This is a genomic window from Paenibacillus cymbidii (genome assembly GCF_004764705.1).
In the GTDB taxonomy this organism is placed as follows: Bacteria; Bacillota; Bacilli; order Paenibacillales; family NBRC-103111; genus Paenibacillus_AN; species Paenibacillus_AN cymbidii.
On record NZ_SHLX01000009.1, the window covers coordinates 235024 to 252396 of the forward strand.

At 58.6% G+C, this 17373-nt stretch carries 12 protein-coding genes; 2 read left to right on the forward strand and 10 right to left on the reverse strand.

Features of this window, described 5'->3' with window-relative positions; genetic code table 11:
- The first annotated feature begins 101 nt into the window (after positions 1 to 101).
- A complete protein-coding gene (locus tag EXY20_RS14850) occupies positions 102 to 3518 on the forward strand; it encodes a glycoside hydrolase family 44 protein (protein ID WP_135552363.1) in 3417 nt (1138 codons plus the stop codon).
- On the opposite strand, the gene EXY20_RS14855 is transcribed toward EXY20_RS14850, so the two are convergent.
- From EXY20_RS14855 to EXY20_RS14895, 9 genes are all read right to left on the reverse strand, one after another.
- Entirely contained in the window at positions 3450 to 4217 is a 768-nt protein-coding gene (locus EXY20_RS14855; protein ID WP_167859238.1) for a transposase, read from the reverse strand. The two genes, EXY20_RS14850 and EXY20_RS14855, sit on opposite strands and share 69 nt — an antisense overlap.
- A 615-nt stretch (positions 4218 to 4832) precedes the next feature.
- Complete coding sequence (locus EXY20_RS14860) at positions 4833 to 6134, reverse strand: DUF3900 domain-containing protein (RefSeq protein ID WP_135552367.1); 1302 nt, start codon at positions 6132 to 6134, stop codon at positions 4833 to 4835.
- A gap of 104 nt (positions 6135 to 6238) precedes the next feature.
- Positions 6239 to 7192 carry a lysylphosphatidylglycerol synthase transmembrane domain-containing protein gene (locus tag EXY20_RS14865; RefSeq protein ID WP_135552369.1) on the reverse strand — a complete coding sequence of 318 codons (954 nt, stop codon included), beginning with the start codon at positions 7190 to 7192 and terminating at the stop codon, positions 6239 to 6241.
- Between the two features lie 148 nt (positions 7193 to 7340).
- Positions 7341 to 8309, reverse strand: coding sequence for a sugar phosphate isomerase/epimerase family protein (locus EXY20_RS14870; protein ID WP_135552371.1), 969 nt, complete (start codon positions 8307 to 8309; stop codon positions 7341 to 7343).
- A gap of 58 nt (positions 8310 to 8367) precedes the next feature.
- On the reverse strand, positions 8368 to 9522 hold the full coding sequence (locus EXY20_RS14875) for an MBOAT family O-acyltransferase (protein ID WP_135552373.1): 1155 nt from the start codon (positions 9520 to 9522) through the stop codon (positions 8368 to 8370).
- Positions 9523 to 9599: 77 nt separating this feature from the next.
- Positions 9600 to 10520 (reverse strand): hypothetical protein, encoded by a 921-nt coding sequence (locus tag EXY20_RS14880; protein WP_135552375.1) that lies wholly within the window; start codon positions 10518 to 10520, stop codon positions 9600 to 9602.
- A 55-nt stretch (positions 10521 to 10575) separates the two neighbouring features.
- Positions 10576 to 11766 carry a class-II aminoacyl-tRNA synthetase family protein gene (locus EXY20_RS14885; protein WP_135552377.1) on the reverse strand — a complete coding sequence of 397 codons (1191 nt, stop codon included), beginning with the start codon at positions 11764 to 11766 and terminating at the stop codon, positions 10576 to 10578.
- Between the two features lie 6 nt (positions 11767 to 11772).
- Entirely contained in the window at positions 11773 to 12024 is a 252-nt protein-coding gene (locus tag EXY20_RS14890) for an acyl carrier protein (protein WP_135552379.1), read from the reverse strand.
- Positions 12025 to 12060: 36 nt separating this feature from the next.
- Positions 12061 to 15297, reverse strand: a complete 3237-nt coding sequence (locus EXY20_RS14895; protein WP_135552381.1) for an FG-GAP repeat domain-containing protein — start codon at positions 15295 to 15297, stop codon at positions 12061 to 12063.
- 195 nt (positions 15298 to 15492) lie between these two features.
- Between EXY20_RS14895 and EXY20_RS14900 the strand changes: the two genes are divergently transcribed.
- The gene (locus tag EXY20_RS14900) at positions 15493 to 16245 is read left to right on the forward strand and encodes a sugar phosphate isomerase/epimerase family protein (RefSeq protein WP_135552384.1); all 753 of its coding nucleotides are present in this window, start codon (positions 15493 to 15495) and stop codon (positions 16243 to 16245) included.
- 46 nt (positions 16246 to 16291) lie between these two features.
- On the opposite strand, the gene EXY20_RS14905 is transcribed toward EXY20_RS14900, so the two are convergent.
- Positions 16292 to 17296: an inorganic phosphate transporter gene (locus EXY20_RS14905; protein ID WP_135552386.1), complete on the reverse strand. Its 1005-nt coding sequence runs from the start codon at positions 17294 to 17296 to the stop codon at positions 16292 to 16294.
- Positions 17297 to 17373 lie beyond the last annotated feature (77 nt).

Below are 17373 nucleotides of genomic sequence, written 5' to 3' on the forward strand. Positions count from 1 at the left end.
GATGACAATCCGTAACTGTTCGCCTGCGGTCCCTTTCGTTATGATGATGCTGGCGGGAGTGGAAAGACGAAAGCCCGCCCAGAAACAGGAGGGAACGAAAGATGAGCATCAACAAGAAACGGTCATGGCGGCGCCTGTTGTCCGGCCTGCTGCTGGCGACCATGCTGGCGGCTCCGCTTGGCATCGCGCCCGTACAGCCTGCACAGGCGGCAACAGGGGAGTTGGTCGTTTATGACGACGCGCTTTCCGCCGAGTTTGCCGACTATGGATGGGCACAACATAACTTGGCGGAAACGGGCATCGTGCATAGCGGGTCGCAGGCGATCCGGTTCGATCCGGACGAAGGACAGGCCTTGTATTTTTATAAAGACCGGATTATAAACGCGGCCGATTACGGCTCCTTGCGATTCTGGATCCATGGCGGAGCCGGCCACGGCCAGCAATTTACGCTGGTATTGACGTTGGGCGGACAAGCCGTGGCGGAAATTCCGTCAAACGCATTGCTGCCGGCAGGAGGAGTCGCCGGCGCTTGGCAGCAGGTCGACGTGCCGCTGGCGGATTATGGTGCGACCGGCTTGCTGGACGGCATCCTGATCTGGGGAGCCGGCGATCAGGAGCCGCTCTATCTCGACGATATCGCCTTCACCGTGCGGGCGCCAGGACAGTCGCCGACGCCGGGGCCAACATCGTCGCCGACGCCGTCGCCTTCCGGAGGACCGACGGCGAAACCTTCGGTTTCGCCGTCATCCTCGCCAGCTCCGGGCGATCCGATTGAGCCCGTCGAAGGCTTGTACGTATTCGACGATGCGCTCGCCGATTCGTTCACCGATTACAGCTGGGCGCAGCATAGTTTGGAAGAGAGCGAAACCGTTCATACCGGATCGCGTTCCATTCGCTTCCAGCCAGATGGGGACGCGGCGTTGTATCTGTACAGCGATCGCATTGTGCTGACCAAAGAGTATGAGAGGCTGAAGCTTTGGGTGAATGGCGGCGCTTCGGGCGGCCAACAGGTGAAGCTTGTGTTCCTGTCGGGCGGCCAGGCGGTTGCCGAACATTCGCTGAGTGACTGGCTGCCGGAAGGCATTCCTGCCGAACAATGGGCGCTTGTCGACATTGCGCTGGCGGACCTCCAACTGCCGGGGCAATTGTTCGACGGCATCATGCTGGCCGGCACGGTGCCGGGCGAACAAGCGGCACTGTACGTGGACGACATGGCGCTGATGGCCAAACAGGTTGCACAAGCCGCTGTCGTTGAAGTGCGCATGGATAAAAATCGCTTCGTTATGCTGCCCGGTGAACATCAGACCTTGCAAAGCGAAACTTTTCTCGCTTCGGGGGACACTGGTATCGTGACTGAGCAAGCCGAATGGTCGACCGACCGGCCGGACGTGCTGCAGGTCGAGAAAGGGCGATTGACGGCGCTTGCACCGGGTATCGCCAAGGTGACGGCAACCTACAAAGGTTTGCATGCCGAGGCATATGTACAAGTGACAGACGTTATCTCGGAACCGGTTTATGCCGATGAACTGGAGGAAGGGTACCGCAACCTCAGCTGGCATGACAAAGACTTCGCCAATGCAGAGCAGGCGCACAGCGGTATGCGATCGATCAAGTTTGAGCCCGACGGCTGGGACGGCGTATGGATCGCCAGCGCGGCAGAGAAGGCGCTTGCCGATTATTACGGCGTACGGTTCCGCTTGTTTGGCGGGGCAACAGGCGGGCAGAAGCTGTTGTTTCACATTTACGAAGGCGGTACTTCGCTAGGCGCAATCGATGTGAACCGCTATTTGCCGGAAGGCGGCTTGCTGCCCGGGCAATGGACGGAAATAACGGTCAATATGGCCGATGTCGGCTTGGAAACAGGCTCGTTTGACGGTTTCATCCTGCAAGCGGCAACCGAAGGGAATCAGGACGCCGTATACATCGACGATATCGAATTGCTGCGCAATCCGAACCCGGGCCAACTGCCCGAGCCGGAACTGCCGATCATCGGTGTCACGGTCGACACCGAAGCGGCGCGCAAGCCGATCAGCAATAATATATATGGCATTAACTACGACGAATCGCATCCGACCGACTCGAAGCTGCCGTTCCCGGTGCAGCGCTGGGGCGGCAACCAAACGACGCGCTACAATTGGGAGCTTGACGTGGCTAACCGTGCGTCGGACTGGTACTTCATGAACTATCCGTATGAAACGGATCAACCGGAGCAACTGCCGAACGGGTCGATGGCCGACCGGTTCATCGACATGGTGCGCGGCGACGGCAGCAACGGCGGCGCCGGAGGCAATGTGCTGCTGACGGTGCCGACGATCGGCTGGACGCCTAAAGATCGTGTCGTTCGCTACGGCTTCTCGCAGCAAAAGTATGGGACGCAAACGAGCGGCGCGCCGGAGCTTCGCGATGCGGGCAGCGGCGTGTTCCCAGGCGGCAGCCTCGTGACTGGCAACGATCCCTACGATACGTCCAAGCCGATCGGTCCCGACTTTGTGACCCGCTGGATGGACCATATTGCACAGCAAACGGCCGGCGGCGTTCATATGTATGCGCTCGACAACGAGCCGGAAATCTGGCACGTGACGCACCGAGACGTTCATCCGAATGCGCCGACGTACGATGAACTGTGGAACAAAACCGTACAATACGGGACGGCGATCAAGCAGAAAGATCCGGCAGCGCAGTTGTTCGGTCCGGTATCCTGGGGCTGGTGCGCTTACTTCTACTCGTCGGCCGACAATTGCGCGGACGGACCGGATCGGCAGGCGCATGAAGGCATGCCGTTCCTTGCTTGGTATCTGAAGCAAGCGCAAGCGTATGAAGAACAAACCGGCATCCGTCTGATCGACTATCTGGACATTCATTATTACTCCCAGGAAGACGGCGTGCCTTCTACGGATGAAAGTCCGGCAACGGCCAAACGCCGGTTCCAGGCGCTCAAGTCGCTTTATGATGACAACTTTGTCGATCAGTCGTGGATTCAGGAGCCGATCCGGCTCATCCCGAGAATGAAAGAAACGATTGCCGAACAGCTGCCGGGTGTCAAACTGGCGATTACCGAATACAACTTCGGCAATGGCGACGGCATTACGGCCGGACTGGCACAAGCGGAAGCGTTGGCGATCTTCGGCCGGGAGGGAGTCGATCTGGCGACCCGGTTCGGCAACTTCCAAGCCGGTACGCCGATCGAGGACGCGTTCAAGCTGTTTCTCAACTACGATGGCAACGGCTCGAAAATCGAAGGGAGCAGCGTGCCGACAAGCTCAACCTTGTCCGATGCGATTGGCTCCTACACCATCGCCGGAAATGACGGCAAGCAATACGTGCTGTTGTTTAACAAAGATACCGTAACCCGCGCAGTGAATGTAAAGACGGGTTCCACCGGCGATACGTCAGCCGACGTGTATCGGTTCGATGCCAATACCCGCCTGGCGGCTGCAGGAACGGTGGCATCATCCGACGATGGGACGATTGCGCTGCGGCTTCCCAAACGTTCGGCAACGTTGCTTGTTATTCCATGACGCGTACAAACCGGGCACGCCCTCTAACGGGCGTGCCTTCATTACGCATGCGGGCATATGTGTCATCAGCGTACACATGACACTCGTATCCAGGAGGCGGCCAAACCGTTCCGGAGCCCCGTTGCTTGTGCTGCGATAATAAAATTCATCCACGTAAATCTGCTCATTCTCCGGCCACACATTGCGATACATGGTACGGATAAAACCGGCCGCACGGTCCAGCATGATCCGCACGGCACGCTGTACGACTTCAGGGGTGCTGTTCCGCTTGTTTTCTTCCTCGGCATGCTTGTCTGGAAAGAGTTTGCGCAGCACCGCGTCGATCGGCCGGTTGCCCAGTGCAGCCGCGCTAAGCGGATGCGGGCCGTTCTCTTGGCTGAGGATGTATCGGATCTTACGAAGCAGGCCAAGCGCCGAACGATAATTGATGGCAAGCTTGGCTGCGAGCCACCGAGCGGAACAAGGCTGGTCGGCGGCGATCAAGTACATCGCCAGAAACCAGTGCCGCACGGGCAGCTTCGTTCTATGCATGACTGTCCCGGTCGTAACGGAAAACTGCAGCCGACATTCCTTGCACTGCATCAGTCCTCGCTTGGGAATGCGGTAGCAGCTTTCGTTTTCGCAGCGCGGACAAAAAACTTCCTGCGGCCAACGTACGCGGAACAAATGCTCGCGGCACGCCGCTTCGTCCGGAAACAACTTGTTAAATTGCTCCATTATTTCCTGCTTCATAAATACCTCCAATTGCCCCCTAATCTTAAATAAAAACACTGAAGTAGATTCCATGAATTAGAACATGTGTTCTTATTTTGATTATCATAGTTAAAATTTGGGTTCTTGTCAAGCCTGCTGTCGTGCTCAACAAGGTGCCTCTTCATATAATGCGGTTATCAGAGATAATGGCTTACGCAGTGTATCATTGATGGCATTGATAACTGGAGCCGGTCGAGCGTTTTGTTTCGCGCGCCGCTGTTTCCGTAGCGTTATGCATATATGCATGACGATCAGAAAGTTCGTAACTAAATACATATATGCATGTCGTGCAGATATTCCTTTAATGGAGCCATGTAGGTATGACGAATAGAAGTCTCGTAACGAACTGCATATATGTACAACGTGCAGAAAGTTCGTAACAAAGTGCATATATGCATAACATGCAGAAAGAAGGGCGGCGAGATATACACGCCTCAACAATTCCATGTGTTAAAGCATTAGTGTGGGAGGGAATAGCGAGAAGGGGGAAGCAAGGAGAGAAGGCGGCACTAAAAAACGGACTGAAGGGGCCACCCCTGTCAGTCCGTCTCTACATACAAGTTAAAAAGAGTCCTCTCTTCGCCGTTTCGCCAATGAGCGGATCCGGCCTGCCACTTGCTCGAGTTCCTCCGGCTGGAGCAATTCCACCGGAGATACGCCTTTGTCGAACTGGAAAGCGTCGCCGACGATTACGACCGCATACTGGTCGCCGATCCGGGCAAGATGGACACGGTCGCCGTAGTCGGCCATTTTGCCGCGGACGACGACATGGTCGAGCTTCAGCTTCAGCTCCAATTCCGGCTGCAGCTCAACCAATTGTGCGGTCGCTTCGGCTACCCGCTCGTGTGTCCATTCTTCCTGCAGCCCGCGCTTGTCGCTGTACGCCCAACGCTCCAGTCGTTCGTCCGCAGGTCCACGAGCGTTACCGGGCAACGAAGGAGCGGCAGACTGCGCATAAAGCGGCGGCTGCCCATTATTGATATAACCGTCGTCAGCCTGGCTTCCGGTTGTTTCGCTCCATTCGCTATAACCGGAATGCGATGCTGCACCGATCTCTTCATCGGCAGGGCCGTTGTAAGGAGCGGAGACAGGAACGGGACTCGCATCCTGAGCCGCCGGCGCCTGAATGGGCGGCCAAGCGGCAGCTTCTCCGCCGGATTCCGCCACATACTGCTGCACCATACCGAGCACCCGCTCGCTGACAATTTCGGGCATTGACTTTTCATACGAGACATAGCGCAAAAAGTCTTCGAAGTAACGAGCATGCGACGCTTGATGAATTTTCAGTTCCCATTCGTCCCGCATGCCTTCTTCCGGCATGTTTGGGTACTGGATCGATTTGATGTTGCGGGCGCTGATGGCCATTTCGACGCGGGAGATCAAGCTGCGCTCGTCGGAGACGCGGGCGATTTTGGACTCGAAATCGCATTTCAGCACAAAAACGAACGGCTCGTCGAAATACCGGGTCAACATGGCACTGGCCACAATCAGCGCGCCGCCCCTGACCGCGCTTGTGTCCACATACATCCGTGCCAACTCGTCGCCCGCTTCCTGGAACGATTCTTTGCCGTGAGCGGTGCGCAGACGTTGGAACAAATTATAGTTGGGATTGCTCGCCAACTCCTGGCCCGGCTCCGCCATAAAACGGCCGATTTTCGTCGGGGCGTTTTCGCTGGCGGCATTCAACTCCGCTTTTCGCTTGCCGATTCGCGCGAATTCGCCGTCAAGGAACGATTTGATTTCGCTTTCCTCATAGTCGTCGCGGTCCAATGTCTGGTAATGTTTGTATCGTTTGGCCGTTTCCGGCTCCCGTTCCTCGGTCGGAATGACGAAGAAGGAAAGATATTGAATGGTAAAATCCATGGTCGGCACCCCGGCAGTTCATGACGTCAATAAACAACATCCTTAACTGTACCATAGAGGAATCGGAGTAGGGAAGGGGGCGCCGCGGCGAGCCGGAGGCCGCTTCACGCTTTTTGCCGCGGCCGCAACGAGGAAAACACGAGGTTCATTCCGTTCAACACGAGGAAGAACAAAATTTCGCTCATGATGTTCCACACCCGTGCGATGACAGATATTTGCAGCGCGGTAGTCGTATCCATTTGATAGGAAAGAAAATACACCAGAAATCCTTCCCGCACCCCGAGTCCGCCCGGAAGCGGGCTGAGCATGCCGAGCAGCCATGCGGCAGCGAAAGTGCCTGCGGCAAAAAACACGTTGACATGAAAAACGCCAAAGCTGCGAAGCAGCAGCCAAAAGGCGACGCCCATCACGAAATGACTGGCGAGAAAGCAGCCGAGGTACAGAAAGAACCGGTTGCGCGGCATCGCGACTTCCAAGGCGCTTAAGCTTGAAGTAAACCGCTTGAGCGGAAACTTGCCGAGGAGCGTTCGCAAGCCTTTGCCGAAAGCGGCAAACAGCGGGGTATAAAACACGAAAAAAACGAGCAGCAAGCCGGCGATCAGCACGACGACCGGCCACGAAGCCATCCCGGCATCGACGATCACAACGAGCGAATAAAGGAAGGCGGCAAGGATGAGCAGCACATTTTCGTACAGCAGCGCCGTCGTCTGAGAGGCCAGCGAAACGCCGTGCCGACTGGCCAGCACGACACGTCCGGCGTAGTTCCAGATGCCGCCCGGGATATATTTGGCGAATTGCGAGTTGATGAAGACGGTGAGCCCTTGCCGCATCGTCAGCTGCCGTCCGGTGTCATTCAAAATGAGCACCCAAATGCCGGCCTGCAGCGACAGAAAGATGGTGAAAAGCGCCAGCGAGCTATAGAACAAGTAGCCCGTATGCTTCAAGTAGTCGAGGAGTTCGACAAACTTGAGCGGCAAATTGGCCGCGACAAAATAGACCACGATACCGGCGATGAGGAGTTGAATCAGAACGGGCAGCGCTTTTTTCCACGAAAACATCCGTATCGTCGCCTCCTTCCTATTCAGTATATCTTTTCCGGCGGAAGGGTTACACATACGGGCAACAAAAAGAGCCTGAGGCGCATGGCCTGAGGCTCGTGTCGTGTCGATCGGAAACGCGATTGTCGTTACTTCCCGTTGCTGATCGTTATACCCACCACATATCGCCGAGCGGTTCGCGGATCAGCACTTGCTGCAGGTTCGCTACCGCCTTGGAGAAGCCTTCGTTGACCGACATCAAACCGTCCTCGTGTTCGATGCTGACGACGTAGTCATATCCGACGAGACGCAACGCGCTGATAATGTCGGCCCACGTCTTCAAGTCGTGGCCAAAGCCGACGGAGCGGAACTGCCAGGCGCGGTCAAGCATGTTGGCGTATGACTGCATGTCTGTCAAGCCGTAGCGGTTGACGTTGATCGGATCGATCGACGTATCCTTCGCGTGGAAGTGATGGATCGCTCCGGCGCGGCCGAGAATTTGCACGGCTTGCACCGGGTCGATGCCTTGCCACCACATGTGGCTCGGGTCGAGGTTGGCGCCGATAACGTCGCCTGCCGCTTCGCGCAGTCGGAGCAGCGTCGCCGGCGTATGTACGGAGAAGCCGCCGTGCAGCTCCAAGCCGAATTTGACGCCGCGCGCTGCAGCGAATTTGCCGGCTTCGGTCCAGTACGGAATGACTTTGTTCGCCCATTGCCAGTCGAGTATTTCCTGGTAATCGTTCGGCCAAGGCGCTACCGGCCAGTTCGGATACTTGGCGTCCTCATGGTCGCCCGGGCAGCCGGAGAACGTGTTGACGACCGGTACGCCGAGGCGCTGCGCCAGCTCGACGGTGATGTTGATCGTCTCCTGCGCTTCCTTGGCGATATGCTTCTGCGGATGAAGCGGGTTGTTATGGCAGCTCAGCGCGCTGATCGTCAGACCGCGGGACTCGATCGCCTGCTGAAACGCTTTCAGCTTGCCGGCGTCGGCGAGCAGCTCCGCCGGTTTGCAATGCGCGTCGCCGGGCCAGCCGCCGGTGCCGATCTCGACGGCGTCAAGTCCTTTGGATGCAATGTAATCGAGCGCTTCTTCGAGAGATTGTTGTCCGAACAAGACGGTAAAAACGCCTAATTTCATGAATGGCACCTCCGAATTGGGTTTCCTTTTCCAAACTCGATTATATCATGCCCCATCTTCAAAATGAAGGCAAATGGAACAAGCCCCGGTACACCTTCAGCACCGTTTCCGGCGCTCCCCCGTAAACGATAATCGCCGAGGTGACGAACGCCTGGGTGAGCGCGATGCGAAACCAATAGTAGGCGCGCGACACTTTCTTTTTGTTCACGGTCGTCTTTTGCAGCAGGTTCTCGCCGGCCAGCAGCAAGCCGTGGTAGACGCCCCAGGCGATGTACGGCCACGTGAAGCCGTGCCAAATGCCGATCAGCGTCATGACAAGCAGCGACAAGCCGGCGCCTTCGACCCGCGTCAGCGCGCGTCGCGAGAAGAACATGAAGATATGGTCGCGGAACCAGTCCCCTAGCGTGGCGTGCCAGTTGCGCCAATATTGGGTCAGGGTAGGGGAGAGGAACGGCTTCTTGAAGTTTTCCGGGATCGTATAGCCGAACAGACGGCCCATGCCGACGGCAATGTCGGAGTAGCCGGAGAAGTCGAAATAGATCAGCGCATAAAACCAGATCATCAGGAACAACGACTCGTGCGTATGCAGCTCCCGGCCCATGACGTGGTCGAAGACGGAGGTCATCCAGGCGACGAGCACGATTTTTTTGAACATGCCGAGGATGATGCGTTTGATCCCCATTTCGAAAGCGGCTGCATCGACGGCGTACGGCTTTTTCGCATCGGCGATGAAGTCGCGGAATTTCAGGATCGGCCCTGATGTAAACGTCGGCACAAACAGCACGTAGTTGGCATAATCGATCAGTTTGCACTGCCCGTCACGCCCGATGAAGTAGGCGAAATAAAGCGCGTCGATCACTTTCAGCACGTTGTAAATGAGGCCGAGCGTAATGACGGCTTCGAACAGCGGATGATGCAGTTCGCCCATGACGAACAGCCGCAGCACCGACACGGCGGCAACGTTCAGCGCGATAAACAGCACGAACCACATGCGGCGCATCGACGGGACGCGGCACAGAAAACTATAGGCGATATAATTGAGCAGCGTATAAGCCGCGTAAAAGAGCGCCAGCTTCTCGCTGAACACGTACAGGAAGCCGAGGTTGAACGCGAGCAGCAGCACGCGTTTGTTAGCCGGCCACCGGCGCGTCAGCATCAGCGCCGCCACCATCGCCGCCATCGCGACGACGGCGTTCATGTTTAAATACCACATCGTCTAAAACCCCTCGTAAATGAACAAGCCCTTGCCCGTAAAATAAGCCAGCACAAACAACAGCATGACGAGATAGATCAAGGCTTCGCCGAACTTGCGAAAGAATTGAGCCACGCGTCCACCTCCCGGGTGAAAATCGGCGCCCCGTCATGGCGGTTCAAGTGGACGAGGTCGTGAAACAGCTTCGGATCGTAGCGGTCCATCACGTCGAAAACAGGCACGTTGCCGGCGGCGAGAATGCGGTTCGCTTCATCTTTCAGCGCAGGCATGTACGGAGGAAGCGGATACGCCTTGTTCCACGGCATCCAGACGACCTTCAGATGCAAATCGTGCGCCGCGGCATACTTCACGACCCATTCAAGCGCATCCAGATTGCCGCGGAAATCTTCCGTCGTCATCCAGCCGAACCGCTTGTCGTAGTCATCCCATTTGTCCTTCAGCCACTGATCGGACTGGTTGCCGTAGTAGAGCTCCTTGTCGATCCAGCGCGGCTCGTACGCGAGCAGCTTGTTGCGGTTCAACTCGACGACGCCGGCATACAGATTGCGGGCAAACTCCTTGCCGGAATCGCGGAAATAATCCCGGTATGCGTAGATGTACGGTTGGTACCACTTCTTGTGCCACTGGTAGGTCGGATCGGTTTCCATAGCGTCCATCATCGTATGGACGTCGATGCCGACGACCAACTCGCCTTCGACATGGTACCACGGGTGGGCAAGAATTTGCTTCAGGTCGGTGATTTTGCCGTAGGAGAGGCCGAACTCGGTCAGCTTGTGGGTCGACTGCTCTTCGATGTAGGAAGCCGTCACCGCGGAATTGCCGAAAAAAACCGGCCCCGTATCCTGCCAGTTGTGATGAAACAACGTTTTCGTAAAGTCGTTTTTGTAAAAGCGCCGCGAATGCGCCATCGGATCCCACCGCGAAATCAGCAGGTCCGACAGCACGAACAGCAGCAAGAGGAGCAGGATGAAGCTGTTTTTGCGGATAAAGGAAAACAAGGGCGTTCACCACTTTTGGGCGTGTCTGGAAACTCCGGAAACAGCAGATTTGGCTTTACAGCGCCTTTTCTTGCCACGCGTCGTATTGCTCGCGGAAGGCCGCCGGCCAATTCGCCGGATCGAGGCCGAACTGGGACAGGAACGCAAACGTCCAGCGTTCGATGCCGAAGGCGATGCACCCGGTGACGGCGGTGCGTTTGCCGGCTTTGATGTTGAAGGCGGCGCCGAACGTGCTGCTGTGGAAGTTGACCGAACAGCAGGCGAGCGACTTGTCCAAATACGGCACGGTCAGACGCAGCTCGAACTTCATCTCCTGGTTGCGCTGGAACGAGGCCTTCACTTGATAGTCGTTGGTGAAGAACGGGTCGTTCGCGTTTTCCATGAAGCAGTCGATGCCCCACTCGGCGGCAAGCTCCTGCACGTAGCCGAGTGCCTTCATCCGGTTTTCCTTGACGAACTCCGGTTTGCCGACGAGAATCACTTCGCGCATGCTGAAATCGAGCAGGCGGCCGAAATCGGCGTGATTTTTCGACTCGAAGCGGTGGCACTTGGAAATGGCCGTGACGATGACCCCGTCGCCTTCGAGAGTTTCGTCCTGCAGACCCTCGTAGCAGTGGTAGCATGTCGCCGGATTCATCGCCAGCTTCGGCTTAGGCAAGTGCTCGTCCAGCGCCAGCGCGTCTTCGTGTTTCCAGCCGCCGCTGTCGCGAATCGACTGCGAGAACCGCTCGATCACGTCAAGATCTTCGCGCAGATGCGCCACGAAGTGAATGTGCTCGGGAAACGAGGTGAAGTGGTTCGTTTTGTTCAGCGTGTCGCAATGGATGACGGCCGGATACGCTTCTTCCTTGACCGGGAAGCGGCGCGCGATGCGGGTAACGAACGAATAGTCGAAAAAGCGCATCAGGCTCGAAAACGGCTCGCGGAAAATGAACATGCCGGGCTCGAGCATTTTGATCGTTTTTGTCGCTGCAAGTTCGGCAATGATGTCGCCCCGGTAAGGCATGGCGCCTTCGTTCGTGTAAATGATGTTTTCCTTGAAGCCGTAGTCGCCGCTGTTGAAACGGTCGATCAACCGCTCGACGCGCGCCGCGATGCGTTCGCCGTGCGGCGAATGATGCGCAATGCGCAGCGTGGCGCCTTCAATGAGGATGTCATCGATCTGCTCGTCGACGAAGGCGCAGGAGTATTTCAACTGGCCGTACTGGGAAGGCGACAGCCGTTCCAGCGATATGATGCATTCCATGTTCGGTTACCTCGCGATCTTCGTGCCGATAAAAGCGGCGATTTCATTGATGGTGTTCATCGAATGCAGCATCAGATCCTGGTTGGTCACGGCGATGCCGTACGTTTGCTCGATATGGGCGATCAGCGCCGTAGCGCCGACCGAATCGAGATAGCCGTAATCGAACAAATGCACGTCCGGCGTAAAATCGTCGTCGTCCTCGTCGATTTCGTACCGAATGCGGATGTGAGCGTCAAGCTGCTCGGCGATGTTCTGCATGTTGTTCCTCCTGAATGATTCTGCTGCGGATAGCCGTCATTGCGGTTCGACGACAACCTTCGTTTTGGCGCCGAAATGGGTGACCGTCACTGTATGCTCGGCATCGTTGCGCTCGACGATCAGGCTGTCGCCGGTGACGTTCACCGGCGTTTCGCTGTATAGCTTGAACTGCTGCATGCCTTCGCCTTCCAGCGAGATTGTCCAGCGCTCGCCGCGCTTGTCGATCGCGAGCGGCACGTTGGCGCGCAGGATATGGCGCGGCTTGTCGTGCCACACGAACGTGAAGCGGGTGTTGCCTTGCACGGCGGTGTAAAGCGTGTCGCCGCGGCGCATGAAGATGTCAGCGTCCGTTCCGAGCGGATAGTCGCCCATACGGCTGCCGCGTTCGATCGCCAGGCCAAGCGTGTCGCGGTAATTGTCCGCCTGCTTCGGCACGCCGGCCAGTTGCGCCCGGATCGTCAGCGACTTGTGCTTGCCGGAGCGGAGCTTGTCCTTCAGCCGGTCGATATAGTAGCTGCCCCACGATTGCCCGATCGTCACCTTCGCCGTCAAGGCGGTGAGGAAGGAACGGGCCATCTGCGGCTCGCTCATGGCGTTGTAATCCTGCGCGGTGCGCAGCTTGTCGAGATAGTCGACGAATGTTTCCAAATCGTCCGTACGGGCCGGAAAATGATACTCGATATGCTCGAAATAATCAATCGGCATGTCCAGCTTGGCGTACGCTTCGTATATATCGGCGTTGCCGAGCGAACTGTCCAGCGGCGAAGCCGGCGTGTACAACAGCATCGGCTGCTCCAGCTTGTCGTCCTGCAGCAGGAACGGCAGTCCCCACATGTAGCCGAGGCCCCAGGGAGGATCCGAAGGCGACTGCGACGGGCGGAAGCCAAAGTTGTACCAGATGCCGGCCTCGCTTTCGTTCTCCAGCGTCTGCAGCCGTTCGGCGTTGTTAATCCGCCACGTGTGCTGGTTCGTGCCGGTGAATGTCCACGGGATGCCGAGCTTGTCGAACGATTGCCGCTGCAGCGCCAGTTCCCGTTTCTCCTGCTCGGCGCTGCGGTAGCCGGTGACGAACGTATGCGGCACCAGCTCCAGTTTGTTGTCGCGCGTGTACTGCAGGAACTCGCGCAAGCCGTCCGCGTATGGGAAAGCGGGATCGTCGACGGTGTAGGCGATGCCGAATTCGAGCTGGCCGACGATCAGGTCGTCCTTGCCGTCATGGTTGATATCATACCACATCGGCACGGCGTTATGACCGCCGACCAGCGCCTTCGAGCCGACCTGGTTCGTCGTCTGGCCTTCGATCGGGCCGCGCTTCGTCCAGCTCGCGGCGACGAACGGGTCCGCCGTCGCCTGGCGGACGAACACGACCACGTCGCCTTCGCCCGTGCCGACGGCCAGATCGAGCTTGCCGTCGCCGTTCATGTCGCGCAGCGACGGCGCCGCAAACGTGCCGCCGAGCTCCGCGACGGCGGCGCCTGCGGCAAAGCCGAGCGAGCCGTCCGCTGCGCGCTCGCCGCGGTACAGCCTGATCTTGCCGTCGCCATCGCCGACGGCAAGATCAGGCACGCCGTCGCCGTCGATGTCGGCGACGGCCGGCGCGGCATACGCGGGCACGCGCAGCGGCTCGCCTGCGGCGAGCACAACCTGCGGCGGCGCAAACGCCATGCCGCCGAGACCAAGCGCGAGCCGCACGGCGCCATCGCCGTAGCCGAGCAGCAGGTCCGGCTTGCCGTCGCCGTTCGCGTCCAGCGTTGCGACGGCGGCGTAGCCGGGGGCTGCTGCTCCTGCGGCGGCGTCCGCGGGCGGCGGCAGCGAAAGTTTCTCCGCGGCGGCGAAAGCGTCCGGCGCGGCGAGCCCTTGCGGCAGCGGCTGGTTCGCGTACGCGGCGGGCTGGGAGCCCAGGCCGCGCATCGCGTACACGCTGCCGTCGGCGCTGCCGGCGAGCAGGTCCGGCTTGCCGTCGCCGTCAAGATCGGCGATCGCCGGATACGCGCGGTACGGCAGCTCGATGCGGCCGGCCAGCTCGCGGTAGTCCGGGTACGGCGCCAGCAGCGCGTACTTGCCGCCGGCCGACAGATGCGCGCCGGAACTGTAGAACGAATTGTCATAGTCGCCGATAAAATGCGGCTCGGTCGACGTGCCGACATTCAAATGGACGATGACGCTTTCCTGCCAATGGCCCCAGTCGTACGAAGCGCGGACCAGCGAGAAGGAAGGCACGAAGTTGCGCTTCTTGAGAAATTCCGCCCACTGGATGCCGTCCCGGCCCTGGAACGCCGGCAGCGCTTCAAAATGGTTCTGGAACGCCATCGCCGGCCGGCCGTAAGGGCCAAGCGTCTTCGTGACGCTGTAGCCGAACCGGTCTTTCGAGGCGAAGGTCAGGAACGCGCTGCGCAGCTGCGCGTTGGCCGCCGCGAACGAGAAGCTGAAGTATGGCTCCAGCTTAGCCTGCTGCTTGAACTGGAAGTAGGCGCGGCCGCTCTCCGGCTTCTGCGCCTGCACCCGTTCTTTCTTCTCGGCGCCGGCGACGGCAGCCTCGTAGACGCGGGCGTATTCGGCGAAGCCGAGCGACGCGTCCATGCCGCTGGTCATGTCGGCGCCGGTGATGAAGTAGCGGTTCGGCAGGAACGCGCTGGCCAGCACGACCGTGCCGCTGCCGTAGCGGCTGGCGACCATCGCCGGCACGCCGTTGATGGCGGCGAGCGTCTCGACCGCGGCGCCCGGCGCCGGCTGGATGCCTTTGCCCCAGCGGAAGCCGGGCAAATCGAGCTCGCGTTTCACCGCGCTGTCGGCAAACAGCCGAAACACCTCCTGCATGCCTTGCAAATCCGGCTCCACCGCAGGGTACGCGAACGCTTCCTTGACGCCGACGCCGGGCGTAGGAATGTCGACCAGCTTCGTCGCGCCGAAGAAGTCGGCGGGGAAGTCGGCCGCGAACCCGTTCTCCAGAAACAGCCGACCGCCTTGGCGGACGTAGTCGATCAAGAGCCCGCTCTCTTGCGCCAACTCGGAAGTTCCGGCCAATCCGGGATCGACATAAACGGCGTCATACCCGGCCAGCTTGCGGCTGCCCAAGTCGCGCAGCTTCCACTTCTGGATCGCCGCATTCGCGACGAGCGTCTGCCGGAAGCCGTCGTAGGCGGCGGCGTCGAACGAATCGCCGGTGGCGTACAGCACGCGCAGCTCGTCGTTCTTCGGCACGAAAAAAAGCGCAGCGACGAGCAGCAGCAACAAGCCGCCCGCCGCGTAACAAATACGTTTCGCATATTTCAACGGAAATCCCTCTGACTGGCAAATTGAGTGGTAACTGACGTACAGCAATACGCCTAGTATACCATTTTTCGACGGCGTTGTTAAAGAAGCGGGGCCGACCGGCCCGTTTCGACAGCGGCATGGCGACGGGATTGACTAATTCAACACTGTTGAATTATAGTTGAAAATGAGGAATCATTTCGGAGGAGGTCCGCCATGAAACAAATTGCCATCAGCCCTTGCAGCAATCCGGAATTGGAGCTGGAGCCGGCGCTGCGGGAATATGCCGCGCTTGGCTTCGGGCAGTTCGAAGGGTTCTCCAGCTGGGCCCGGTCGGCGCTCGATTATCGCCGCGATCCGGCCGCTTATGCGTCGCTTGCCGCCCGGTACGGCATGCGGTTCAGTTCGTATCATCTTCCCCCTGTGACGGAAGACGTGGAGGAGAGCCTGCAAGAGGCGATTGCCGCGGCACGGTTTGCCAAGGAACTCGGCGCCGGCGTCGTTCTGTTCAAAGCGAAGACGCGGCCGCTCTACATCGCCGCGGCGAAACCGTTCCTGGATGCGACGGCGGACCTCGGCATCACTCCCGTGCTGCAAAATCACGCCGGCACCGCCATTTCCACTCTGGCCGATTTTCGCGAAGTGATCGCCGGCATCGGCGACGCAAGGATGAAAACGCTGCTGGAAGTCGGCCACTTCCATTCGGTCGGCGTCAGCTGGCGCGAAGGCTGCGAACTGCTCGCCGAGTCGATAGCGCTCGTGCATATCAAGGATCAAATCGGCGCGCAGTCGGTGCCTTTTGGAACCGGGGAAATTGATTTGCCCGGCTTGTTCGCCCACCTGCGCAGCGTCGATTACCGCGGCAACATCGTCGTGGAGATGGAAGTGAAGGACAGCGAAAACACGTTGCGGTATTTGGCCGGAGCGCACGATTATTTGCAGCGTTACTGGGCCAAGCCGGGAACATGACGAATGCAAAAAAGCAGTCTGCTCATCCGCGAGCAGGCTGCTTTTTTTACAGGAACAAAGCGAACACCCGGTATACAAGCCAGGCAAAAGCGGCGGTGAGCGGAATCGTGATGAACCAGGTGACGATGATCCGGCCGGCGATGCCCCAGTTGACGTCGGAAGCGCGTTTGGACGCGCCGACGCCGAGAATGGCCGAAGTAATCGCGTGGGTCGAGCTGACCGGCAGCTCCAGCTTCGTGAAAGCGAAAATGATGCTCGAAGACGTCAGATCGGCCGCAAACCCGTTGATCGGCTCGATTTTGTACATTTTCGTACCCATGGTCTTGATGATTTTCCAGCCGCCGACCGACGTGCCGAGCGCCATGGCGAGCGCCGCCGACAGTTTTACCCAGAGCGGGATCGTCGACACGCCTTCCGTCTGGAACCCGCCCGCCACAAGCGCAAATACGATGATTCCCATCGCTTTCTGCGCGTCGTTCGTGCCGTGCGTAAACGCCTGGAGGCCGGCGGAGAACACCTGCAGGAACCGGAAGCCTTTGTTGACCTTGTGCGGGCTGGAGTAAGCGAACAGGCGTTTTAATAGGGTCATGACGAGAAAGCCGACCACAAAGGCGATGATGGGCGAAAAAATAAGCGCTTTGACAATGCTGGTGAAACCGGAGCCGTTGATGCCGTGAATGCCGGCGTTGCTGATGACGGCGCCGGAGAGCGAGCCGATCAGCGCGTGCGACGACGACGACGGGATGCCGAACCACCACGTAATCAAGTTCCAGGCGATGGCGGAGATCAAGGCGGCCATGACGACTTCCATGCCGTGCTCGAGTTTGGCCGGATCGGCGATGCTGCCTCCGATCGTTTTGGCGACGCCGGTAAACACGAGCGCGCCGACCAAATTGAGCGTAGACGCGAGCAGAATCGCCCGCCGCGGCGTTAACGCCCGGGTTGAGATCGAAGTGGCGATCGCATTGGCCGTATCGTGAAAGCCGTTGATAAAGTCGAAGCCGAGCGCCAAAATGACGACCACGATAATGCTGATTAGCCCGTAATCCATCCTTTGTTCATTGCGAAAATCCGTGCAACCGCGAATTTACGCAATTCCGTCCCCCTTTGCATGCGTTTCGATCGGCG

Coding starts and splice junctions, on each gene's coding strand:
- EXY20_RS14900 (WP_135552384.1), top strand. CDS start 15,493: ATGAAACAAATTGCCATCAGCCCTTGCAGCAATCCGGAATTGGAGCTG.
- EXY20_RS14885 (WP_135552377.1), bottom strand. CDS start 11,766: ATGGAATGCATCATATCGCTGGAACGGCTGTCGCCTTCCCAGTACGGC.
- EXY20_RS14850 (WP_135552363.1), top strand. CDS start 102: ATGAGCATCAACAAGAAACGGTCATGGCGGCGCCTGTTGTCCGGCCTG.
- EXY20_RS14865 (WP_135552369.1), bottom strand. CDS start 7,192: ATGTTTTCGTGGAAAAAAGCGCTGCCCGTTCTGATTCAACTCCTCATC.
- EXY20_RS14870 (WP_135552371.1), bottom strand. CDS start 8,309: ATGAAATTAGGCGTTTTTACCGTCTTGTTCGGACAACAATCTCTCGAA.
- EXY20_RS14905 (WP_135552386.1), bottom strand. CDS start 17,296: ATGGATTACGGGCTAATCAGCATTATCGTGGTCGTCATTTTGGCGCTC.
- EXY20_RS14875 (WP_135552373.1), bottom strand. CDS start 9,522: ATGTGGTATTTAAACATGAACGCCGTCGTCGCGATGGCGGCGATGGTG.
- EXY20_RS14890 (WP_135552379.1), bottom strand. CDS start 12,024: ATGCAGAACATCGCCGAGCAGCTTGACGCTCACATCCGCATTCGGTAC.
- EXY20_RS14860 (WP_135552367.1), bottom strand. CDS start 6,134: ATGGATTTTACCATTCAATATCTTTCCTTCTTCGTCATTCCGACCGAG.